Raw genomic sequence first — 21,639 nt, forward strand, 5'->3', positions numbered from 1 at the left:
TTATTTCAGATATGGTCAACGAAAGTATTCTCTTTTTTGCGGAAATAGATCAGCGAAATAACCAAAATGATCGATGATGTAATAACCGTTGAATACAAACTCTGCGGGTTGAAATAGGATTTGCTTCCCAGGAGGCACCAGCGAAAACCGTCGATAATCCCTACCAGCGGGTTCAGATTATAGTATTTCTCATACCAGGTACCTTTTACAAGGCTGCTGGGATAAGCCACAGGGCATACATACATGCCCACCTGAACCATAAAGGGAATCAACTGCCCAATGTCCCGGAAGCGTACATTCAGCACAGCAAAAAACAGACCGAAGCCCATTGATGTAATAAATGTAAGCAAAATGAAGCAGGGAAGAAAAACGACCTGCCAGCTGATGGGCGTTTGAAAGATGACCGTAACCACCAGATAAATGCCGAAAGTGATCAGGAAATCCACAAAACCAACGGCAACGGAGCTCAGCGGCATGAGCAAACGCGGGAAATATACCTTCGAAACGAGATTGTGGTTGATCAGGATACTGTTGCTGATCTGGGTAAAAGTGTTGGCAAAGAATGTCCAGATTGTAAGTCCTCCGAGCACCATCAACGGGTATGGAATGCCGGGGTCTGCTTTCAGTTTAGCGACATAACTGTAAACAAACACCATGACGGTCATCGTCATGAGCGGGCGCAATACGCTCCACGCTACGCCCAGGAGTGTCTGTTTGTACCGAACGGAAAGATCTCTTTTGGAAAGGATCCAGAGCAGTTGTTTATTCAGCCAGAGGTCTTTCCAATAATCTTTTTCAGACCCGCCGGCCTTGATTGTAATAGAGTGTTGAGTTGCCATGATTACGCCGTTACTGCTTCCTTACGCTCGGTAATGGTGGTGGTAGGGGAGGAAAACACTGTTTTGAAATAAACGAATATCAGTGCGATCATCAGACCTGCCAATGCCCCGATTTTGGCATTACGCTTATCTTCATATTTCACGTCCAGAGGCACTTTGATACCTTCGATTTCTGTGAAAAGCGGGGCTTCCTTCACGAGGGAAACGCGCATTTTTTCGGCGTTGGCCATTGCCTCGTAATATAACTGTTGCAGGAAGGATGATTTTCTTTCCATGCTGGTCGCCGACACTTTGGCTTCCGGCATCATAATCTGTGCACTGTAATCGAGCTGTTTCGCCAGTTTATGTTCTGCGATGCCCAATACCGCCGCCAGCGAGTCGGCACGGCTTTGAAGCAGACGGAGCGTCTTGCGTGTTTTTTGCGTCTGGTTTTCGGTATACATTTCTTCTACCGTTTCCAGCAGGGTGGTTACCCACAAACCCGCGAGGTGCTCGTTCTCCATCTTGGTAGTGATCTGCGTAAACGATGACTTGCGGTCGAGGGACGCAATCTCGGTTGCCTCAGCGGTACGTTTCACGATTGCGTTGAGGTTCATCCGGGCATTGAGGTCCATTTTCTTGACGTCACTGGTCGTGAAATGGAACTTCTGCAAGTCGGGATAATCCGCCCAATCGGAGGTTTTGATACCGCTCGAATCGATGTAAAAGTTTGCAAGAAGTTGCTTTTTCCCGTTGATTTCGATCTCTTTCAACAGGTTTCGCTCCAATACCGGGCGGGACTTGATGAAATAGAAGAAGTTCTCTCCGGTAAAGATATTCGCGTCCGGTTGCGAGCCGATACCCAGCAGGCCGGCTACGTCGCCGAAGCCTGAGCTTGCACCTGCCGCACCGAGGTTAAATACCACCGTGGCCTCGTAGGTAGGAGGCTTGTTCTGGTAAGTATCCATGGCATAGCCGATACCGAAGCCCACCAAAGGCAGGAGCAGCAGCCATTTCCAGTTACGGATCAATGCATCTTTAACTACTATTACTTTTTCGACGACTTCCTTTGGAGATAGCTCGTCTTCCGGGATTTGGTGTGTTGTCGCCATAGTTAGTTAAGTGAACGGAATGCCAGTACTGTTACAATTAGTCCCATGATTGAGCTCAACAATGTTGTAGCCGTTGAAATAGTTTGCTGCGTGCTAAGTGCGGGAGCGGTTCTTGTCGGAACAAAGATCTCCGATCCTGGTTGTACTTTCGGATACACGTTAAAGAAAAGGTACCTTCTAGTACGATCGATATTACCGTTTGGATATTTGATGTAAGAGCTCTTTCTGAGTGACTGCACCGTGAAACCTCCCGATTGTGAAATGTAATCCGAGAAGTTCATACCCTTGCCATATTTCACCGTGGTAGGGTAAAGCACCGAGCCAGTCACCTGAACGGTTTCCAGACGCTTCGGAATGCGGATTATGTCACCTTCCTGCACGACCAGGTCCTCGAATGAGCCAGGGTTTTTCAGGATGTTTTTAAGCACAATGCCGATTTTCTCTTCCTTCACGTTCGGCAGGTCACCGGTGAGGGTTCCTTGCTTGATACGCTTCTCGTTGAGTTCTACCTGCTCGTAATCCACCGCTTCGTCGAGGTTTTTCACCACCGTACGACGTAAAAGGGTTGCACCTTCCGGATACGCAAGCTCGGTCAGGCCGCCCGCTCTTTTGATGATGTCGCTGATCTTGTCGTTTTTATTGATGATCGTATACGGACCGGTTACCAGCACTTCGCCTTCTACGAATACAGTCTGCTGCTCAACGTAGTTAGGCGATTTGCGAACGATCACCTGGTCGAATGGGAACAACACGAAATTGGTCGCTTTGGCATTCAGTGACAGGTCGCGGTTTACATTGAACTTGTACACCTCGGAAATCTGCGCATTCGCAGCACCGGCAATCGAGTTTCTTTTTCTTCTGACCACTTCGATTTCCGATGTATAAGCCGATTCTTTCAAACCGCCTGCCTGAACTAACACATCTTCGAGTGTCATATCGGTCGTGTAGGGGAATTTACCTTCATTCTCACCGATTTTGGTATTGTTCACTTCCCCTTCGACGCTCACAAAGGCAGTTTCGGCCATTTCAAATTTGGATGGAACGATAACTTCGTCGAGGCGCGTAAGGACGAGATCCGGAGTGGTGCCGTTAAGGACGTCGGTATAGTTGAGCGGGATGGTCTGGATCGTGAGGTCCTCGCGGGTGCGTAACACATTCACACGGCCCACGAACGCGTCTTCCCGCATTCCCTGTGCGTTATCGATCAGCGCTTTAAGAGTCGGGCTGTTGTCGAGCGAGTATTCACCCGGGCGCATTACCGCACCTTGAACTCTCACAATGTTCTCGAAGCGGTCGAGCACTGTTTCGACGTTAATAGAATCGCCTGTCGCCATTTCGAATGAGTCATACTGACTTTCAGGCACGTCCAGGATTTTACGTTCCTTGGAAGTAATGCGTTGTACTTTCAATCTCGCACGGTAAGCCTTATCACTGAAACCACCTGCATAACGGAGCACGTCGCCCAGTTTTTCTTCCGGTGTCAATTCATAGATACCCGGACGCTTCACCATTCCGGCGATTTCGGTGCGTTTCAGATAGTAGCCTACCACCACATTGTCGTTTTCCTGGACGCGGATGTCGCCGTCGATCTTACCATTTACCAGGTAATCATATATATCCAGTTTTGACACAACCTTGCCTTGGCGAACCACGCGTACTTCGCGGAAAGATCCAATTTCATTAGGTCCGCCGGCCTGGTACAATGCATTGAATGCCGACGACAGAGAGGATACCGTATAGGTTCCCGGATTGATCACTTCCCCGGTCACAAAAACTTTCACGGAACGTACTTCTCCGAGCGTAACCATCAGTTTGGTACGGGCTCCTTCGCCACCTGTACCGATCATTCCCGGTACGAATTTGGCAAATTTATCGATCAGGATTTTCTTGATTTCTTCAATCGTGCGACCGGCCACCATCACATTTCCGACACGGGGAATGCTGATGAAACCATCTTTGTTGACGATCGTTTCGTAAGTGCTTTCTGCGTAGTTATAAAGGTAGATTTTCAATTCGTCACCAGGGCCTACAACGTAAGTAGTTGGTGTAACAATCTGTAAATCAGGTATCAACCCAAGTTTTTTGTCTGCGAAAATCGAATATCCGTAAATCTTCTGCCGAAATGCTTCTTTCGCTTGTTCTTCCGGAGTCAGCTTGGTACTGGTGTTGGTGTTGATCTTGCTCTGGTCACCGCCTTCGGCATTCTGGCCGTTCTGACCGTTCTGGTTAGTGGCGTTTTTGCCCTTATCACCTCCCTGGCCGTCGTTTCCTTGCTGTTGGTTACCCGATTGCTGGTTGCCTCCCTGCTGATTTGCGCCCTGCTGACCTGTACCTTGCTGGCCGCCTGGCCCCGATTGGGTATTACCTCCTGTCGTGCCTGTATTACCTCTCGGGCCCGATTGCGTTGTGCCTTGAGCACCGTTGGACGTCGGGGCAGTTCCGGAAGGAGCTGTTGGAGCGGTAACCTGTGAGAAAGCGGGTAACGAGATGATTAAACTCAGGAAATAGGGAAGTATAGATTTATAACTTTTAGCCAACCTGGATCTGTTCATAAGAAGAATTATTGTACTATTGAAAGTCTGAAAATTCATTAAAACTATGTGTAAGACTAGTATTTTTGAATTTGGGATTCGAGTACACGGAATATTGAGGTAGTGTATATCATGGCAAAGTAAATTAGATTTTTCCTATTTTTAAAGAATTTCTATTAATCGGGCTCCCCTGCCGGGAACCCCGCAAAGTTATAACAGGGTAACGAGAAAAGATTCAAAATATTAAAATACCACCTCCAAAAGCGACAATACTCCTAAAAGAATAGTTATAAATATGGAAAGTACAAATGTTCAATACGACGAGAGCAGTATCCGGTCGCTTGACTGGAAAGAACATATCCGCCTCAGGCCCGGGATGTACATCGGAAAGCTCGGCGACGGCTCGTCGGTGGACGATGGAATCTACGTGCTCGTGAAAGAAGTGGTCGACAACTCGATCGACGAACACATGATGGGCAACGGCAAAACGATCGAAATCAAAATATCCGAACACCGTGTGGAAGTGCGCGATTATGGCCGCGGTATTCCGTTGGGCAAAGTCGTGGATTGCGTTTCGAAGATTAATACCGGTGGTAAATACGATTCCGGCGCGTTCCAGAAATCGGTCGGGCTGAATGGCGTTGGTACCAAGGCTGTGAATGCGCTTTCCGCTCATTTTAAGGTGCAATCCTTCCGCGACGGCAAGACCAAAAGTGCGGAATTTAACCAGGGAGCACTTTTGAATGAATCGCCGGAAGGCACTACCAGCCAGCGTAACGGCACGCACGTGGCGTTTGAGCCGGACGGTACTATTTTCAAGAACTTCCGGTACATCCCGCAGTACCTTGATAATATGATCTGGAACTACTGCTATCTTAATGCAGGATTGACGATCAATTTCAACGGGCAGAAATACTTCTCGCAGAATGGCCTGCTCGACCTTCTGAAAAGCAAATCCGACGCGGAAACGCTGCGTTATCCGATCATTCATTTGAAGGGTGAGGATATTGAACTGGCGATGACTCATGGTAACCAATATGGTGAGGAATACTACTCTTTTGTGAATGGTCAGTATACGACACAAGGAGGTACCCATCTCGCTGCATTCAGGGAAGCAGTTGTTAAAGCAGTGCGCGAACATTTCGGTAAAGATTACGCTCCGGAAGACATTCGTTCGTCGATTATCGGCGCCATTGCGATCCGTGTCCAGGAGCCGGTTTTCGAATCTCAAACCAAAACGAAGCTCGGTTCCAACACCATTACGCCCGACCCTAACAGCACGACGGTAAGGACATTTGTGAATGATTTCGTCAAAGAAAGGCTTGACAACTTCCTGCACATGAACCCCGAGGCGCGGGACGCATTGAAAAAGCGCATCGAACAATCGGAGCGGGAACGGAAGGAACTGGCGGGTATTAAAAAACTGGCCAACGACCGGGCGAAAAAAGCCAATTTGCATAATAAAAAACTCCGCGATTGCCGCCTGCACCTCACCGACCTGAAAAGCGAACAGCGTTACGAAACCACGCTTTTCATTACCGAAGGAGATTCAGCGAGCGGTTCTATCACCAAATCGCGGGATATTCAGACACAGGCCGTATTCAGTTTGCGTGGCAAGCCTTTGAATTCATTCGGGCTTACGAAGAAGATCGTTTACGAAAATGAGGAGTTTAACCTGCTCCAACATGCGCTGGATGTGGAGAATGGTGTGGAAAACCTGCGTTTCAACCGCATAATCATTGCTACCGACGCCGATGTGGACGGGATGCACATCCGCTTGCTATTGATGACCTTCTTCCTGCAATTCTTCCCGGATCTGGTCCGGAACGGGCATTTGTTTGTGCTTGAAACGCCATTGTTCCGCGTCCGCAACAAGAAGGAAACCATTTACTGTTACAGCGAGGAAGAAAAGCAGGCGGCTATCGAAAAGCTGGGTAGCAAGCCGGAAATCACTCGTTTTAAAGGGCTGGGAGAAATTTCACCGGAGGAATTTGGCCGGTTTATCGGCGAAGATATGCGCGTCGAACCGGTGATATTGCAAAAGGAAACGTCGATCCAGAAACTGTTGAGTTATTTTATGGGTAAGAATACGCCTGAAAGACAGCGGTTTATCATCGATAACCTCAAAGTGGAGAAGAACGTCGAAGAGCTCGCGCTGGCGGGCTAGGTGTGCGATGCATTATCTTTGGCGTGGTCAAGTAATATCGGGTCGGGAAGTCCTTTATTCAAAAGTGAAAACGCATCTCCCGGTTCGAACAACTATTTAAAGTGTCTTTGTGGAATTACAGGATTTAAGAAACAGGATCGATGGGCTGGACGACCAGCTGCTGAGCATTTTGAACGAGCGCATGGAGCTCGTCAAAAAGGTAGGTGAGTGGAAACGATCTTCCCAGTCGATTATTTACCGCCCCGAAAGAGAAAAGCAGATTCTCGACCGGCTGGCGGAACGTAACAACGGGTTGCTCACCCGCCAGGCGATCGACGCCATTTTCTTCGAAATTTTTGCCGTATCCCGTAACCTGGAATTGCCCGAGCGGGTGTCCTATCTTGGCCCGGAAGGAAGTTTTACCCACCAGGCCGCAGAAGGTCGGTTCGGGGCGATGAGCGAGTACCTCGTATTGCCTACGATCCATTCGGTATTTGAGAGTGTCGAAACCGGTCGTGCCAAGTTCGGCGTGGTGCCTATCGAGAATAATCAGGAGGGGATCGTGGTTGAAACAGTGGATTTCCTGCGCGAAAAGGACCTTTCGATCGTGGCTGAGGTACTTTTGAAAGTGCATTTTACCTTCGCTTCACAATCGGATACCCTGAAATCGATCAAAAGGATTTATTCCAAAGACATTGCATTCCGGCAATGCGGGAAGTTTATCAGTGAATATCTGGAAGGTATGGGTATCGAACTCATAGCGGTGGATTCTACTTCGAAAGCGGCCAAACTCGCTTCCGAAGAGCCGGATGCCGCTGCCATATGTTCGTCTATTTCGGCAAGACTGTTTGGAGTGCCTATTCTTTTCGATAATATCGAAGACAGCGACCAGAACCAGACACGCTTCCTGATCCTGGCGAAGGATTTTACCAATGTGAAAAGTGCAGACGACAAGACGACGATCATTGCCAATCTGCCCAATACCAACCGTCCCGGCGTATTGTACGAGTTCCTGAAAGATTTCAACGACCGTGGTATTAACCTTACCAAGATTGAAAGCCGGCCGTTGCGCGGGGAGGCGTCGTTCCGCGCGTGGTTCCTGGTAGAATTTCTCGGGCATATGGACGACCCGCAGGTTCAGGAGATCATGCACAAGTACGGGACGCATTTGAAATGGCTCGGAAGTTATGTGAAAGTGGCCTGATATTTGGTTTAGATAAAAAGCAGCAAGCTCGCTTCAACGGCGAGCTTGCTGCTTTTTATGTATTTTAAACCTATTTCTTCAATTTCCCGCGGTACAAGGCCGGCCAGTTGCCGAACAGCTCTATTTCTGTTTCCACACCATCGGGTAATCGCACCTTCATTTTTCGTTGGGCCGAAGGCTGCTGGAACGAATCGACTGCCAACACGACAATCTGGTTCCCTTTTACAATGGATGTAACGAATGGCTGCTTGCCATCGATTGCCAGCAAAGCCTGTTCCTTTTTGGGCTGTACCCATTGGCCATTCAGCTGGAATGCCAGATCCTGGTTTTGCCCACCGACAATTACGTCCTCAACCTGCTTGGCCATCCAGTTGCCCAGTACATAATATTCCGTCGGGAAATCCCAGTAGGGAGCGGCGGTTCCGCCGGAAGTATTGCGGCCTACCTGACTTTCGGGCGTTTTGCCGTCGGCCGGATACCATTCGTAACCCCAGCCCCACATGTCTTTCGATAATTTGTAGGCATTCGGGTTTTGGGCGTTCGCGCCGCCGTCGTGCCAGAGGTAATAGCCGTCGAAAAGGATTAATGAAAACAGCGAAAAGCTCAGCGCCTGGCTGGCGGGCATCATTTCGAGCTGGTTCATGATAAGTTCGCCTTTCGGATCGGTGAGCTGGTAGTTCCAGGGCACAATGGGGTCTTTGTACAAAGGCATGTACCGGTTCCAGCCATAGAAAATGAACTTGTTGTTTTTCTGATAAGGCAGGAGCTTGTTGATGCGAAGCGAATGAATCGCCGACAGCAAAACAAAGTTATTAGGAGAATTACCCGCATTGTCGATCGCAAACATCGGTTTGGGATACACATCGATCGGGACGGTATTGAATATCTCCCGGAAGCTATCGCCGTTCTGCAGCGGCTCGAAGTTCGGGTTGTTGGCCTTGGGTTCGCTGTAATCCTTCATCAGGTCTTTTGGGTTAACCCCGCCCACCGTGTTGATATGCGGATTGGTATAAGCCCCGCCACCCCAGTAGTCCAGCAGATGCATATCGGGATGGTTCTTTTTGATCACCCTCGAAAACCATATCAACCGCTGAATGACTTCTTTGGAATACTTCTGGTTCCAGAATTCAAAATCATACGCATAAACCCCGAAACCCGGTACGCCGGCCAATGCCTCCACTTGCTCTTTGGAAAGACTGGAAAACCATTTCTCGTCCTTATCACCAAAATAATTGGGAGTGGCCGTATAATGCAGCTTTTTCGCAGGGTATTCCTTTTCGGTATTGGCCATGTAACCAATGCCCCGTTTGTAATAATTATCGGAAGAAACATAGTTGTTCAGCCGGTACTGCATGACAAGTTTGCCCTTGATCGGTTCAAATTCGGGGAAACGCGTATCGAAATCGACGTTAGTGGTGCGCGAAGGAGAAAACCAGTCCGGGATGCCGATACGCGTCAATGCATTGGCAGCCGGCTGATCGGGCTTGCCGGCGATGTAGATATTCTGCTGACGGACGGTGCGGTTTTTGGCTGCATTCCACCAGTCGTTATAAGGAGCGTCGATCCAGCGGGCTGTTATGGAGTACAAATAGCCCGGTTTTACTTCGATACCATTTTCCAGGCCCTGCACCACAATGCCGTCGATCATGACGACCCTCGTGCGGTTGTCGTTGTAGTTGGCAAAGTCCCGGAGGAAAAGCTTGCCGTTTTTGCGAACAGGCCGCACGTCGAGCCAGTTGTCCTTGCTCCCCTGACGGACCCATTGCCTGGCATCCATAATATCATTGGCCACCGCAGCTTCGAAATTGAATGCGGCTGTTGTCTGGCAACCCTGCTGGCCGAGGCTCGAAACACTGATTTGAGCCTCGCCGCCGTTCACCTGTACATCGGGGACCGTAAGCCACACGCCATAGCGGTGCGGTACGGCCTGGAAGGTTTGTGTTTTGCCGTTCTGGGTGATTTTTACGTCATAAGGCGAAAGCCCGCCTGCATTGGCAGCGAGTTCGAACTGCATTTCGCGGCCGATCTGGCGGTACCGGCGGATCGTCAGGTCGCATGCATTGGACGCCGAGTCTAGCGTCCGCGCCATGGGGAGACCCTCTGTAACCTGAATGTAAGTTTTGTCGTGGCTGGGACCAAAACGGTTCCAGGCCCAAAGCCCGGAACCGATCAGGAATGCGAGAATGCCACTAAGCCAGATAAGCGATGTTTTGGTCAAAACCTTCTTTTTATGTGTCACGATGCGTTGTTTACCACCAACGATAGAACAGGCCTATCGAGCCGTTCACGGACGAAATGCCCTTGTCGATGTAGTCATATTTGTAAGCGGTCGCGTCATATTTGACACGCACGTCGAGACCAAATGTACCGTCCTTTTTGAACAAAAACTTGGAACCGGCACCTATGCCGTACTTGAAGCGTACTTTCTGGTCCTGCACCGACAATGTACCGTAATATACCGTATAATCGAGAATGCTCGCGCCCATACTTGCCTGCACGTATGGCTGTACCTGCGAATTACGTGGCAGGAAGTGGTAGTTCGCAAACAATTCCACGGGATATTGCGAAACGGTGCGTGTCTGCACGGCGGAAATGGTGCCGTCCGAACCTTCGTACAATGCGCGCGGCACTCGTTTCTCGAAATACGTCGAACCGATTTCGCCGCCGACGGAAACCGGCGAGTTCCTTAAAACCCATTCGATCGAGATCGAGGCGTTCTGAAATGAGGCTTTATCGATATAGTTGTCCTTGAAAGAGCCCATCGGCACGGCGCCCATGTAGCGCACGGTAGCCAGGTAATAGGTGTATCGTTCAAATGGCGAAGCAATGGTGTATAACTTGGGTTTCTCCTGTGCCAATGTGGGCAGAACACTTCCAAGAAAAAGGGCAATGATGAGGAATCGTTTCATTTGTTACTTGATTTTGAGATAACCGGATTGACCGAAAATGGAATCCGCCATTTTTTCTACGAGTTTTTGGTCGCCGATGGCCGCACCGCGGATTTGCGCATCCCAGATCACATTGAAGGTCTTGCCGGATGGCGTCGTCTGCGGGTTTTTGAAATCGAGCATCGAGATCAGCCAGGAGCTTTCGCTGGTTTCGTAGTAGCTGTAATAGCTTGGGTAGCCGTAGCCGTAACCGCCCCAGTAGCCACCGTAGTAGGAGGAAAGCGGTTGAGACACCACATTGAGATAGGTGTTAGTGATCCAGGAAACATTGATACCGACGTCCGGATTTTCCTTGCGGCCTACGTATTTGTATCCCGCCGCTTCCATATTCTTGATAAGGCTTTGCAACATGGCGCGGTCAATGTCGTCCAGGGAAGCACCGGCGCGGTTATTTTCGACGATCAGCACCGAATCTACAATGCTGAATGTTTTGTACTGACTGAAATTGGCGGATTGATCGTGATTTGTAATGTATACCAACGACTCCTCATTGGAAAGGTCGCTGATCGGGTCTTTCGAACACGACATCAACCCGAGGCCGACGATCAGTAAGAGGAAAGAGGCTTTTTTGAACATTTGAGTATGACTTTTAAAATTTGTTAAATAAACGAAAATTGAAATGCTTAAAGTTTACGAGGCTGTGAGTTCATGAGCTTAAAGTTTATGATTCCACACAGCACACTTTAAACTATAAACTCATAAACTCTGACCGTATCGTTTGCAGATTGGTTGGAACGTTAAGTTTTCTCGCAGAATGTCAGGAGAGTATGGAAGCCGGCAAAATGTCTCTTTAATATTGAAAACGCATTTGGATAATCTTCGTCCGATTCCCCGTAAATTTGCAGCTGTTTAATCTAATCATATGGAAGCAAAAGAAGAGATTTTAAGAATCATAGATGTACTCAACGACACGTACGAAAGCGAAGAAGCATGGTACGGACCGTCGGTAGTGGAAGCGCTGCGCGATGTAACGCCGAAAATCGCGGAGACGCGCCTGAGCAGCAATACGCACTCGATCGCCGAAATCGTGTACCACATGACTACCTGGCGCATTTTCGCCGTTCGCAAGTTGCAGGGCGATGCAGAGTTTGATATTAAAACACAGGATAAAGACTGGAAGAAGTTTCCGGTGGTGGATGAGTTTGAATGGGAGGCGATCCAGATGGAGCTGAGCCTTTCTCAGGAAGAGCTGGTTTCGGAACTCGAAAAGATCGAAGACGACAGCTTCCTGGAAGAATTCGTGCCCGGCCGCGATTATTCCTATTATACATTAATACACGGCGTGATCCAGCACGACGTCTACCACGCAGGGCAGATCGGACTCATTAAAAAAGCAGCGAAAGCCATGCGCCTGGAAGACGACGACGACTATGGCGCTTTCGGCGATCGTTCGGACTACGACAATTCCGCGGATTATTACTGATACTTACATGAAATTTTGTAAAAATAGGCAACTACCTATTGTTTATAATTTAAATTTTATATTTTGCATTATAATAGAACGTGGGATGTTGAGAAATACCAACGTTCTAATGGTGTGGATATAGACGAAAAGGCTGTCCGATATTTCGGGCAGCCTTTTTTTAAGCAAAAATCTGTGCAACATTTGGCACTTTAAACCGCTTGATCATCTATGAAAATACTAATCGTTGAAGACGAACCGAAACTCGCAGGTTTTCTCAAAAGAGGTCTCGAAGAACAGTCGTGGGAAGTGGAATTGGCTTACGACGGACAAGTCGGTAAGAAAATGGCTTCCAACTACCGGTTCGACGTGATCATTCTGGATGTAAACCTGCCGCTCCTCAACGGCTACGACCTCGCCAAGCAGCTCCGCGCCGACGGCCTGACGACACCGATCCTGTTCCTGACCGCATTAGGAACGATCGACGACAAGCTCGACGGTTTCGAAGCCGGTGGCGACGATTATCTGGTAAAACCATTCGAATTCCGCGAACTCATTGCGCGCATTAAGGTGCTTTCGCAGCGCAACAGCGCCCGCGAGCAATCCAGCCAGGTACTTACCCTCGCCGATCTCGAACTGAACCTCGACGAAAAGGTGGCCAGAAGAGGCGGTAACCGCATCGATCTCACGGCCAAAGAATTCGCATTGCTAGAATACCTCATGCGCAACCGCGGGCGCGTGGTCTCGCGCGTGGACATTGCGGAGCAGGTGTGGGATATCCGCTTCGATACCGGTACCAATGTGATCGACGTGTACATCAATTTTCTTCGTAAAAAAGTCGATAAAGACTATCCTTCCAAGCTGATCCACACCGTGGTAGGCATGGGCTACATTTTCAAGGAAGAATGAATATCAAAACCCGCCTGACGTTGTTGTTTACCCTGCTGGTAGGCTCTATCATGGCGCTGTTTTGTCTTGCTATTTACTTTTTCTACGACCAATACCGCGAAAAGCAGTTCTACTCCTTCCTCAACGAGCGCGGCCAGACAGTCGCCCAGCTGGTGGAAGCAAGCCACGGCATCAGCAAAGCGGACATCGAAAAGATCGAAAAAGAAAACAAAACGGTCCTGCTCGACGAGGAAATCACGATTTACGATGGTTCCGATTCGATTATATTCGTAAGCGGGAAGGAAAATCTCACCCTTTCCAAACCCATGCTTACCGAAGCGCGGGCCGGGAAGGAGATCCATACCAAGCACCAGAAGAAAGAGGTAATCATTATCCGCCACATTTTGCAGGATCACCGGAAACCGTGGGTCGTGGCGGTGATCGCGAAAGATCACCTGGGAGTGAACCAATTGAACCGCCTGCGCGAAATCCTGCTGATCGGCTGGTTGCTGTCCATGGTATTGGTAGGTGTGGCCGGCTGGCAATTCTCGAACGACGCTATCAAGCCTGTGGCTGACATTATCGACCAGGTGAACAACATATCGGCTGGTAATTTGCATGAAAAAGTGCGGGTAGGCCGGGAAAAAGACGAGCTTGCATTGCTCGCAGAAACATTTAACCAAATGCTTACCCGGCTTGAAATCGCGTTCGTGGCGCAGAAAAACTTTGTCTCGCACGCGTCGCACGAGTTGCGCACGCCGCTGGCGCTCATTATGAGCGAGGCAGAGCTGAGTTTGATGAAAGAGCGCTCGCCAGCCGATTACCAGGACGCGTTAAAGGGAATCTGGTCCGAAGCGAAGGAAATGAACGAGCTCGTAAGCCGCCTGCTGGAACTCGCCCGGACAGAAGAGAATGCATTCCGCGTCACTTTCTCGAAAATCAGGATCGACGAGGTGCTGTGGCAGGCGAAAGGCTCCGTGCAGCAGAAGAACCCGGGTTACCAGGTACATATTCATTACGATAAAATCCCCGAGGACGAGGAGCAACTGAAACGTTTTGGCGACGAAAGCCTGCTGCGGACCGCATTCCTCAACCTGATGGATAATGCGTGTAAATACTCGCCTGATAAAACCTGCAATGTCTTCCTGGAAATCAAAAACAGGCTGATTATCATTTACTTCCGCGATATGGGTATCGGCATCGCGCAGGAAGAGTTGCCTTATATTTTCGATACCTTTTACCGCAGCCAGTCTACGATCAGCAAGGCCGGGTATGGCATCGGCCTCGCACTCACCAAACGCATTATCAATATGCAGGGTGCCAGCATCGAAGTAGAATCTGCATTAGGCTCCGGTACGACCTTTATTTTGAAGTTCCCACCTTTTTAATTCCTTTTTAATTCAGCGTTAATGCCTCTTTAACAACGGAAAAGCTCCTTTGTAGTGTAAATCGCACGTTCTGATTTACATATGCCGTGAGGCATTTTCCAGTAGCTTTCACCCGTTGGTTTTCGCCCTTTTTTGCAGGCCGTCCTTCATCTATTTTCGAACAAAGCGGCGCCTGTGACGATGCGGGGACAACGGATTAAAATATCAAAGAAAAACTGTATTGAGTTAAATTGAGTTAGGTGAGTAGTAAGAAAAGACTGGCCTTCGGATCTTCCGGAGGCCAATTTTTTTATATGCCGGTTTCCGATATTCTGAATTTCGACTCGGCAGGCTCTTCGACCCGCGTCGCAGGCAAGGCTTCCGGGTGCTCTTTGGCAATAAATTCAATGAGCTTTTCGCGTACCAGGCAGCGCAAATCGAAGGTTTCGCTGGAATTGCGTGCGGACATCAATGCGCGTACCACCATCAGTTGCCCCTGCGTATCAGTTACCTGTAATGCCCACGCGCGACCGTCCCAAAGTGGGGTAGCATCGAGGATCTCTTTCAGTTTCGTACGCAGCTTGTCGACGGGCGTATGGTAGTTGAGGTAAAAGAATGCCGCTCCCGTCAGTGCGCTTTCGTTGCGTGTCCAGTTCTGGAAGGGTGTTTCGATGAAATAGGTAATCGGCAGTACAATGCGCCGCAAGTCCCAGATATTCACCACCACATAGGTCAGGTTGATCTCTTCGATACGGCCCCATTCGCCTTCCACGATCACCACATCGTCGATTTTGATCGGCTGGGTGAATGCGATCTGAATTCCAGCCATCAGGTTAGCGAGCGACTTCTGTGCCGCGAAACCGATGATTACCGAGGCAATACCGGCCGAGGTAAGTATTCCCACGCCATATTGCCGCACGCTGTCGAAACTGAGCAGTAATATTGAAACGCCGACGGTAATAACCATAATCACGACAATGCGTTTCACGAACTTGATCTTCGTGAACAGCCGCCTGGCCTGGTTATTGTCGGGCGAATTGAAATCCAGCTTGTCGATCAGGATCTTCTCTACGATGATCACGATCCGGGCCATGAGCCACGTCGTGATTCCGATGAGCGTTGTTTTGCTCAATGCGAAAACCCAGTCGTACTGCGGATTCGAGTAAGAGTAAGTCTTGGCCGCCGCGGTAATCAGTACAATCGGTATGAAAAAATGCAGTACGCTGGTGAGGTTTTCACGGACCGCGCGCACGGAGGTCCATTCTTTCCTCGAAGCCGTTATTTTAATAAGGCTGATAATGAGAATGCTGATGACCAATCCGATCGCACCGGCAAGCAACAGCAACAGCCAGGGGGAATTCCGGTAATTAATCAGGTCGGTTAAATCCATTCAGGGGTCAGATATCGTTGAGACGGGCCACGATCATCCCCGTATGTTTTGGGACGGAAGCCACATATTCGGCCAGGGGAACGTTCGTCATGATCACCTTTTTGCCCGTCAGCGAGGCGTGGATCAGGTAAGCGCGGCTGCCTACCTTCGAAATAATGCCCATATGGTTCACATCCAGCCCTTCCACCGACGACGTAAATGCGACAATGTCGCCGTCATGCAGCATCGGCTCGGCTTTCTGAATGCTGCTTTTGGGAATGTAGCTATGCTCCCGCGAATTGATCACCGCCTCCTGCTCTTTCAATTTTTCATATACTTCACTGGCTGCCAGCGAAGGGTACAGGTTGGCGTGGGTGGTCATGAAATTGATTTCCTTGTTGAAAGGCACGCCGCCTACCTTCGAAGTAATGTCTTCCAGGCGCCCGCGTTTCTGGTTCTCGTACATCCAGTCGAGGATATAATGCAGCCGCGAAGGATAGCCGTCGATCTGGCCGTCGCGGTACCGGAGCCGGGTAAGTTCGTTTTTATACTCTTCAAAAGTCGAACTCTCGGTTTTGGCAACCGCCAGCGCGATCACGCTTTCCACCAATGTAGTACAATCCAGCCCGTCGAACTTGCAGACCAACCGCTCGGTAGGGTTGCCTTCCAGCGAGCCCGCGACGTAAGGCGTGCCCAGGAACGACTCGCTGATCCGTAAAACCTGTGTGCCGATATCCGGACTGGCAGGAAGCTCCATTTTCTGCACGAAAGTCTTTTGCAGACCGGCCTGCCCGAAAGAGGCAACAGAACCCAGCAACAAAATGGAAAGCACTACAAATCTGATCATACTTGAATTTCTTTAAACCAGGGTACGTAAACGACAAAACACTTGCCAGAACAAAAAGCCACGAATTCGTGCGCAATGTAAAATTAACGATCAGAAACCCCTTTTGCAACGGCAGGCCGAGAGTCGGCCGCGCTACTTCGGCACGATCTCGAACGCGAATGCCGAAATCGGTGGAAGTTCGATTTGCACGCCCGTCGAAGTTATGTCGGCCGTGCGCAGCTGTACGTGAGGCACTTCGAGCGGAAATACGGGTTTCATTTTATAGGATGCGGTGTTGCCTAGTTTCAGTACATTCGTCCACACGTCCTGCGGTACTTTGATCAGCGTTTCTACGGTGTGTGACTCGTGAAAATTGTATACAAACAATATTTTTTGCTCGTCGGTATGCCGTAGATAGCAGTAAATGATGTTTCCATCGTAATTGAACGACTGCCCGTTGGCGTTCACATATTGCAAATCATAGAATCCCCCCGCATATACCGCCTCGTTTTTGAGCACGAATGCATTCAGGTTTCCGTAAAATTCCCGCAGCGTCTTTTGCTCGGTGGTAAGTAGCTCGTCATTGAATTTTCCGCCATTCACCCATTGCTGAAACTCGGGCACACCCCAGTAATCAAAGATAGTGGTACGGCCGTCCTCTCCTTGGAAACCTTCCTGCTGGGTGGGATCTACACCTAGTTCCTGCCCGAAATAGAGCATCAGCGGGCCGGTATGCAGCGTAGCGCTCAGCACCATGGCGGGCAATGCGGTCCATGGGTTTCCCGCAAAATACCGTGAGGCAATGCGCTGCTCATCGTGGTTTTCGAGAAAACGGAGCATATGCTCGCTGAAATCGCCCGACTCATGCTGCCAGATCCGTGTAATGTCCGCGGCGCTTCCATTTCCTTCGATGATCCGCCGCAGCGAATTGTACAGTCCTACCTTATCGTACAGGTAATCGAATTGACCGGTATTAATGTAGTTGCGGTATTCGAACGGATTATAGATTTCCGCGATAAAAATCACTGCGGGATTCTCCTTTTTCACTTCCGGGATCACCCAGCCCCAGAACTCGACGGGCACCATTTCGGCCATGTCGCACCGGAAACCGTCCACCCCTTTCCCCGTCCAGTACAGGAGAATGTCGCGCATTTTGAGCCAGGTAGACGGAATAGGGTCAAAATGCCGGGAGCGGCCGTCGAGGTAATCGACGCCGTAGTTCAGTTTTACCGTTTCGTACCAGTCGAACTGGCTGGGCTGGGCCTGGAAAACGTCGTTTCCCGTCGCCTTGGCAGGTCGCTCGTGGTAGGGCGATGTGACGGGCAATGGCGGCGTGTGGCCTTCCGGTACCACGAAATCGTGGTTGGGGATGTAGTAAAAGTTGTTGTTGGGATTGAAAGTGACTGTATTGTCGTCATCCTCGCCAAAATCTCTGATGCCTTCCGGCCGGACATCCGAATGATACTGCCGCGCTACGTGATTGGGAATGAAGTCGATGATCACTTTCAGCTCGTGCGCGTGTGTACGTGCTACGAGACTTTCAAATTCGTGCATCCGGTTCGGTACATCCACGGCCAGGTCGGGGTCCACATCGTAATAGTCTTTTACCGCGTAAGGAGAGCCTGCAATGCCTTTGACGATCAACGGATGGTCGGGATTAATGCCGAATTGCGAATAATCGGTCAGCGTGGCATGTTCGATCACGCCGGTATACCAAAGGTGCGTCACCCCGAAATCCTTCAATGCGGCCAGCGCGGTATCGTCGATGTCGTTGAATTTTCCGGACCCGTTTTCATCGATCGTACCGTAAACTTTGTTGGTCGTTTTCCGGTTGCCGAAGAGGCGTGTAAACAGTTGGTATATAACGAATTTATCCTTGTTAATGGCGGACATTTCTTTCGGTTTTATGAATGTAACAGGAAAGCTGCCAGTGCGCTCCGACGGGCCGGAATAGCCCGCATTTCGGCCGTGCCGCAGCAAATTGCTATTTTTTACTATTTTGCAAGATATTAAATTTGAAATGATATGCCCTCAATACAAGCCTGCCTTTTTGACCTCGACGGGGTAATCGTCGACACCGCCCAGTTCCATTACATCGCCTGGCGCGAAATGGCGCAAGACCTCGGTTTCGACCTCACCCGTGAAGAAAACGAACGCCTGAAAGGCATTAGCCGGATGGAATCGCTCGAAATCGTGCTGTCGATCGGCGGCGTTCAGTTGTCCGACGAAGAAAAGCTTCGCAGAGCTGCCGCCAAGAATACCCGTTACCTCGAACTTTGCATGCAAATGACACCCGACGACGCGTTGCCCGGTGTGCGCCATTTCCTCGACGAGCTGAAACAAAACGGCATCCCGAGCGGTCTGGGCTCGGCGAGCAAAAATGCCAAAGCCATCCTCGAAAGGATCGATATGCTGCATTATTTCGATACGATCGTCGACGGTAACCGCATTACGAAAGGCAAGCCCGACCCGCAGGTATTCCTCATGGGAGCGGCCGATTTGAGTGTTCCCGCTGCGCATTGCGCGGTATTCGAGGATGCTGTGGCTGGTATCCAGTCGGCGAAAGCGGCCGGCATGCTGGCGGTCGGTATAGGAGAAGCATCGGTACTCACCGAAGCCGATATTGTGATCCCCGGTTTTGAAAATTTTGGTTTGCCGCAATTGGAAAACATATGAAGAATTACATCACGCACGACGAATGGTGCATCGTAGAAGAAGGTTTTCACCCCGAACACAATGAAATTACCGAAAGCCTCATGAGCCTCGGCAATGGCCGTATGGGCCAGCGGGGCAATTTCGAGGAAGGATATTCGGGCAAAACATTGCTCGGGAACTATGTTGCCGGCGTTTATTTTCCTGATAAAACAAGGGTAGGCTGGTGGAAGAACGGCTATCCCAACTATTTCGCCAAAGTACTCAACGCCTGTAACTGGACCGGCATCGAAATCCGCGTCGGTGCCGAACTGCTGGATTTGAATACCTGTAAAATCGACGAATTCCGCCGTGTGCTGAATATGAAAGAGGGCGTGCTCGAACGCACCGCGACGGTGACGCTCTCCGGCGGCAGGAAGCTGCGCATTCACTCCAAACGCTTTTGCAGCATGGCCGACGATGAAGCCGGCGCGATTCGTTACAGCATGGTGCCGCTCAATTTTACCGACCATTTCAGCATTACCCCATTCCTCGACGGCAACATTCGCAACCGGGATTCCAACTACGACGAGTCGTTCTGGAACGGCATTGCACATGAGGCGTACGGGCAGGAGGGTTACCTGGTACTCGAAACGAAAGGCAACCCGTACCAGGTAGAGCAGTTCCGCGTGGCGACGGGGATGAAGTTCGATGTCAAAATCGATGGAGCGTCCCTGACGACAACCGTCAATATCGCTTCAAGGGAAAAATATGTGGCCGGTACGGTGCAGACCGAAGTGCGGGAAGGGCAGGAGATTACCATTTATAAATATGCTGTAAACCTCTCGTCGGCCAATTACGCGCACGACGAACTCATTCCGAAAGCCAAAGCCTACATAACCCGCATCACCGAAAAGGGCTTCGATCGCATGTACGCGGAGCAGGTGCAGGCGTGGGCGGGCAAGTGGGAGAAGAATGACATCACTATTGCCGGTGATGTGGCCGCGCAGCAGGGTATCCGGTTCAATATCTTCCATTTGGGACAAACCTATACCGGCGAGGACGAGCGCCTGAACATCGGACCCAAAGGCTTTACCGGCGAAAAATACGGCGGAAGTACCTACTGGGATACCGAGGCCTACTGCATCCCGTTCTACCTCTCCACGGCCGACCAAAAAGTGGCGCGCAACCTGCTCGTTTACCGCTACAAGCATTTGCAGAAAGCCGTCGAGAATGCGGCCAAGCTAGGCTTCACGGACGGAGCGGCCCTCTATCCGATGGTGACCATGAACGGTGAAGAATGCCATAACGAATGGGAGATCACTTTTGAGGAAATCCACCGGAATGGCGCTATTGCCTACGCGATTTACGATTATACCCGCTACACCGGCGACGAAAGCTACGTCACCGACCGGGGCCTGGAAGTGCTGATCGGCATTTCTCGGTTTTGGAAGCAGCGGATCAACTGGTCGGAAGACAAAGGGCAGTATGTGATGCTGGGCGTGACGGGGCCGAACGAGTACGAAAACAACGTCAATAACAACTGGTATACCAACTACATCGCCTGCTGGACGCTGCGTTACACGCTGGAAGTGATCGATAAGCTGTGGAAGGAAGATTCGCGGAAGCTGAACGAGATCATTTTTAAAACCAATCTGGAACTCAATACCGAGCTTGCCGAATGGAAGCACATTGTCGATAATATGCATTACCCGTTCGATGAGAACAGGCAGGTGTATTTGCAGCAGCAAGGCTTCCTCGACAAGCAGTTGCTGACCGTCGCCGATATTGCAGCGCAACGGCCTATCAACCAGAGGTGGTCGTGGGACAGGATTTTGCGGTCGTGTTTCATCAAGCAGGCAGATGTTTTGCAGGGGCTCTACTTCTTCGAACATGAATTCGATGCGGCGACGATCCGTCGTAACTTCGAGTTTTATGAGCCCATGACCGTCCACGAATCGTCGTTGTCGCCCTGCGTGCATTCGATCCTTGCTGCCGGATTGGGCTTGCGGGAGAAAGCGTATGAAATGTACCTGCGGACGGCGCGCCTGGATTTGGACGATTACAATAACGACACCGAGGACGGGCTTCATATTACTTCGATGGCCGGTACCTGGATGAGCGTCGTAAAAGGCTTCGCCGGACAGCGCGTGACGGACGGCTTGTTATCCTTCAAACCTTACATTCCCGAGCAATGGGATGGATATTCTTTCCGGATCGGGTTCCGGGGCACATTGCTGAAAGTAACCGTTTCCAAGCAATCGATTTCCATTGAAAACGCGTCGGAAAGTGCTCTCACTGTTCTGGTTAATGATAAACGGGTATTTATCGACGCTCTGGCTTCCGTGCAACTTTAATCACCGGTGGTTTACTTAAAATGATGTTATTTATTTAAAA

Annotated in this window: 16 protein-coding genes; 7 read left to right on the forward strand and 9 right to left on the reverse strand. The window is 50.1% G+C overall.

The genetic code is table 11. The annotated features are described in order from the left end of the window. Nucleotides 1-5: 5 nt before the first annotated feature. The 3 genes from BMW93_RS09735 to BMW93_RS09745 are packed head-to-tail and all read right to left on the reverse strand — an operon-like array spanning nucleotide 6 to nucleotide 4,482. The gene (locus BMW93_RS09735) at nucleotides 6-839 is read right to left on the reverse strand and encodes an ABC transporter permease (protein WP_090375004.1); all 834 of its coding nucleotides are present in this window, start codon (nucleotides 837-839) and stop codon (nucleotides 6-8) included. A gap of 2 nt (nucleotides 840-841) precedes the next feature. Further along, nucleotides 842-1,930: a hypothetical protein gene (locus BMW93_RS09740; protein WP_090375005.1), complete on the reverse strand. Its 1,089-nt coding sequence runs from the start codon at nucleotides 1,928-1,930 to the stop codon at nucleotides 842-844. A gap of 2 nt (nucleotides 1,931-1,932) precedes the next feature. Further along, complete coding sequence (locus BMW93_RS09745) at nucleotides 1,933-4,482, reverse strand: SLBB domain-containing protein (protein WP_090375104.1); 2,550 nt, start codon at nucleotides 4,480-4,482, stop codon at nucleotides 1,933-1,935. A 274-nt stretch (nucleotides 4,483-4,756) separates the two neighbouring features. Here BMW93_RS09745 and BMW93_RS09750 point away from each other — a divergent pair, with 274 nt between their 5' ends. Together BMW93_RS09750 and pheA are read left to right on the forward strand one after the other, a co-directional pair. After that, on the forward strand, nucleotides 4,757-6,628 hold the full coding sequence (locus tag BMW93_RS09750; RefSeq protein WP_090375006.1) for a DNA topoisomerase IV subunit B: 1,872 nt from the start codon (nucleotides 4,757-4,759) through the stop codon (nucleotides 6,626-6,628). A gap of 109 nt (nucleotides 6,629-6,737) precedes the next feature. After that, nucleotides 6,738-7,811 (forward strand): prephenate dehydratase, encoded by a 1,074-nt coding sequence (gene pheA / locus BMW93_RS09755; protein WP_090375007.1) that lies wholly within the window; start codon nucleotides 6,738-6,740, stop codon nucleotides 7,809-7,811. A 70-nt stretch (nucleotides 7,812-7,881) separates the two neighbouring features. Here the strand turns inward: pheA and BMW93_RS09760 are convergent, their stop codons facing one another. The 3 genes from BMW93_RS09760 to BMW93_RS09770 are packed head-to-tail and all read right to left on the reverse strand — an operon-like array spanning nucleotide 7,882 to nucleotide 11,335. Then, on the reverse strand, nucleotides 7,882-10,050 hold the full coding sequence (locus BMW93_RS09760; protein ID WP_090375008.1) for a hypothetical protein: 2,169 nt from the start codon (nucleotides 10,048-10,050) through the stop codon (nucleotides 7,882-7,884). A gap of 10 nt (nucleotides 10,051-10,060) precedes the next feature. Then, nucleotides 10,061-10,720, reverse strand: coding sequence for an OmpW family outer membrane protein (locus BMW93_RS09765; protein WP_090375009.1), 660 nt, complete (start codon nucleotides 10,718-10,720; stop codon nucleotides 10,061-10,063). A gap of 3 nt (nucleotides 10,721-10,723) precedes the next feature. Next, a complete protein-coding gene (locus BMW93_RS09770) occupies nucleotides 10,724-11,335 on the reverse strand; it encodes a DUF4136 domain-containing protein (RefSeq protein WP_090375010.1) in 612 nt (203 codons plus the stop codon). A gap of 286 nt (nucleotides 11,336-11,621) precedes the next feature. On the opposite strand from BMW93_RS09770, the gene BMW93_RS09775 reads away from it, so the two are divergent. From BMW93_RS09775 to BMW93_RS09785, 3 genes are all read left to right on the forward strand, one after another. After that, nucleotides 11,622-12,182: a DinB family protein gene (locus BMW93_RS09775; RefSeq protein WP_090375011.1), complete on the forward strand. Its 561-nt coding sequence runs from the start codon at nucleotides 11,622-11,624 to the stop codon at nucleotides 12,180-12,182. Between the two features lie 210 nt (nucleotides 12,183-12,392). After that, on the forward strand, nucleotides 12,393-13,070 hold the full coding sequence (locus BMW93_RS09780; RefSeq protein ID WP_090375012.1) for a response regulator transcription factor: 678 nt from the start codon (nucleotides 12,393-12,395) through the stop codon (nucleotides 13,068-13,070). Beyond that, nucleotides 13,067-14,437, forward strand: coding sequence for a HAMP domain-containing sensor histidine kinase (locus BMW93_RS09785; RefSeq protein ID WP_090375013.1), 1,371 nt, complete (start codon nucleotides 13,067-13,069; stop codon nucleotides 14,435-14,437). The genes BMW93_RS09780 and BMW93_RS09785 overlap by 4 nt, the downstream gene beginning before the upstream one ends. Before the next feature lie 289 nt (nucleotides 14,438-14,726). On the opposite strand, the gene BMW93_RS09790 is transcribed toward BMW93_RS09785, so the two are convergent. The 3 genes from BMW93_RS09790 to BMW93_RS09800 form a co-directional block, all read right to left on the reverse strand. Beyond that, the gene (locus tag BMW93_RS09790; RefSeq protein WP_090375014.1) at nucleotides 14,727-15,806 is read right to left on the reverse strand and encodes a mechanosensitive ion channel family protein; all 1,080 of its coding nucleotides are present in this window, start codon (nucleotides 15,804-15,806) and stop codon (nucleotides 14,727-14,729) included. Nucleotides 15,807-15,813: 7 nt separating this feature from the next. Continuing rightward, on the reverse strand, nucleotides 15,814-16,632 hold the full coding sequence (locus BMW93_RS09795; protein WP_090375015.1) for an N-acetylmuramoyl-L-alanine amidase-like domain-containing protein: 819 nt from the start codon (nucleotides 16,630-16,632) through the stop codon (nucleotides 15,814-15,816). Nucleotides 16,633-16,764: 132 nt separating this feature from the next. Beyond that, complete coding sequence (locus tag BMW93_RS09800) at nucleotides 16,765-18,504, reverse strand: alpha-amylase family protein (protein WP_090375105.1); 1,740 nt, start codon at nucleotides 18,502-18,504, stop codon at nucleotides 16,765-16,767. Between the two features lie 132 nt (nucleotides 18,505-18,636). On the opposite strand from BMW93_RS09800, the gene pgmB reads away from it, so the two are divergent. Next, complete coding sequence (gene pgmB / locus BMW93_RS09805; RefSeq protein ID WP_090375016.1) at nucleotides 18,637-19,287, forward strand: beta-phosphoglucomutase; 651 nt, start codon at nucleotides 18,637-18,639, stop codon at nucleotides 19,285-19,287. Continuing rightward, nucleotides 19,284-21,599 (forward strand): glycoside hydrolase family 65 protein, encoded by a 2,316-nt coding sequence (locus BMW93_RS09810; RefSeq protein ID WP_090375017.1) that lies wholly within the window; start codon nucleotides 19,284-19,286, stop codon nucleotides 21,597-21,599. The genes pgmB and BMW93_RS09810 overlap by 4 nt, the downstream gene beginning before the upstream one ends. Nucleotides 21,600-21,639 lie beyond the last annotated feature (40 nt).

The organism is Dyadobacter sp. SG02, from assembly GCF_900109045.1.
In the GTDB taxonomy this organism is placed as follows: Bacteria; Bacteroidota; Bacteroidia; order Cytophagales; family Spirosomataceae; genus Dyadobacter.

What these genes read in the sequence shown, in the direction of transcription:
- BMW93_RS09800 (WP_090375105.1), bottom strand. Translation starts at nt 18,504, where the DNA reads ATGTCCGCCATTAACAAGGATAAATTCGTTATATACCAACTGTTTACA.
- BMW93_RS09785 (WP_090375013.1), top strand. Translation starts at nt 13,067, where the DNA reads ATGAATATCAAAACCCGCCTGACGTTGTTGTTTACCCTGCTGGTAGGC.
- pgmB (WP_090375016.1), top strand. Translation starts at nt 18,637, where the DNA reads ATGCCCTCAATACAAGCCTGCCTTTTTGACCTCGACGGGGTAATCGTC.
- BMW93_RS09770 (WP_090375010.1), bottom strand. Translation starts at nt 11,335, where the DNA reads ATGTTCAAAAAAGCCTCTTTCCTCTTACTGATCGTCGGCCTCGGGTTG.
- BMW93_RS09750 (WP_090375006.1), top strand. Translation starts at nt 4,757, where the DNA reads ATGGAAAGTACAAATGTTCAATACGACGAGAGCAGTATCCGGTCGCTT.
- BMW93_RS09775 (WP_090375011.1), top strand. Translation starts at nt 11,622, where the DNA reads ATGGAAGCAAAAGAAGAGATTTTAAGAATCATAGATGTACTCAACGAC.
- BMW93_RS09795 (WP_090375015.1), bottom strand. Translation starts at nt 16,632, where the DNA reads ATGATCAGATTTGTAGTGCTTTCCATTTTGTTGCTGGGTTCTGTTGCC.
- BMW93_RS09735 (WP_090375004.1), bottom strand. Translation starts at nt 839, where the DNA reads ATGGCAACTCAACACTCTATTACAATCAAGGCCGGCGGGTCTGAAAAA.
- BMW93_RS09745 (WP_090375104.1), bottom strand. Translation starts at nt 4,482, where the DNA reads ATGAACAGATCCAGGTTGGCTAAAAGTTATAAATCTATACTTCCCTAT.
- BMW93_RS09740 (WP_090375005.1), bottom strand. Translation starts at nt 1,930, where the DNA reads ATGGCGACAACACACCAAATCCCGGAAGACGAGCTATCTCCAAAGGAA.
- BMW93_RS09780 (WP_090375012.1), top strand. Translation starts at nt 12,393, where the DNA reads ATGAAAATACTAATCGTTGAAGACGAACCGAAACTCGCAGGTTTTCTC.
- BMW93_RS09810 (WP_090375017.1), top strand. Translation starts at nt 19,284, where the DNA reads ATGAAGAATTACATCACGCACGACGAATGGTGCATCGTAGAAGAAGGT.
- BMW93_RS09790 (WP_090375014.1), bottom strand. Translation starts at nt 15,806, where the DNA reads ATGGATTTAACCGACCTGATTAATTACCGGAATTCCCCCTGGCTGTTG.
- BMW93_RS09765 (WP_090375009.1), bottom strand. Translation starts at nt 10,720, where the DNA reads ATGAAACGATTCCTCATCATTGCCCTTTTTCTTGGAAGTGTTCTGCCC.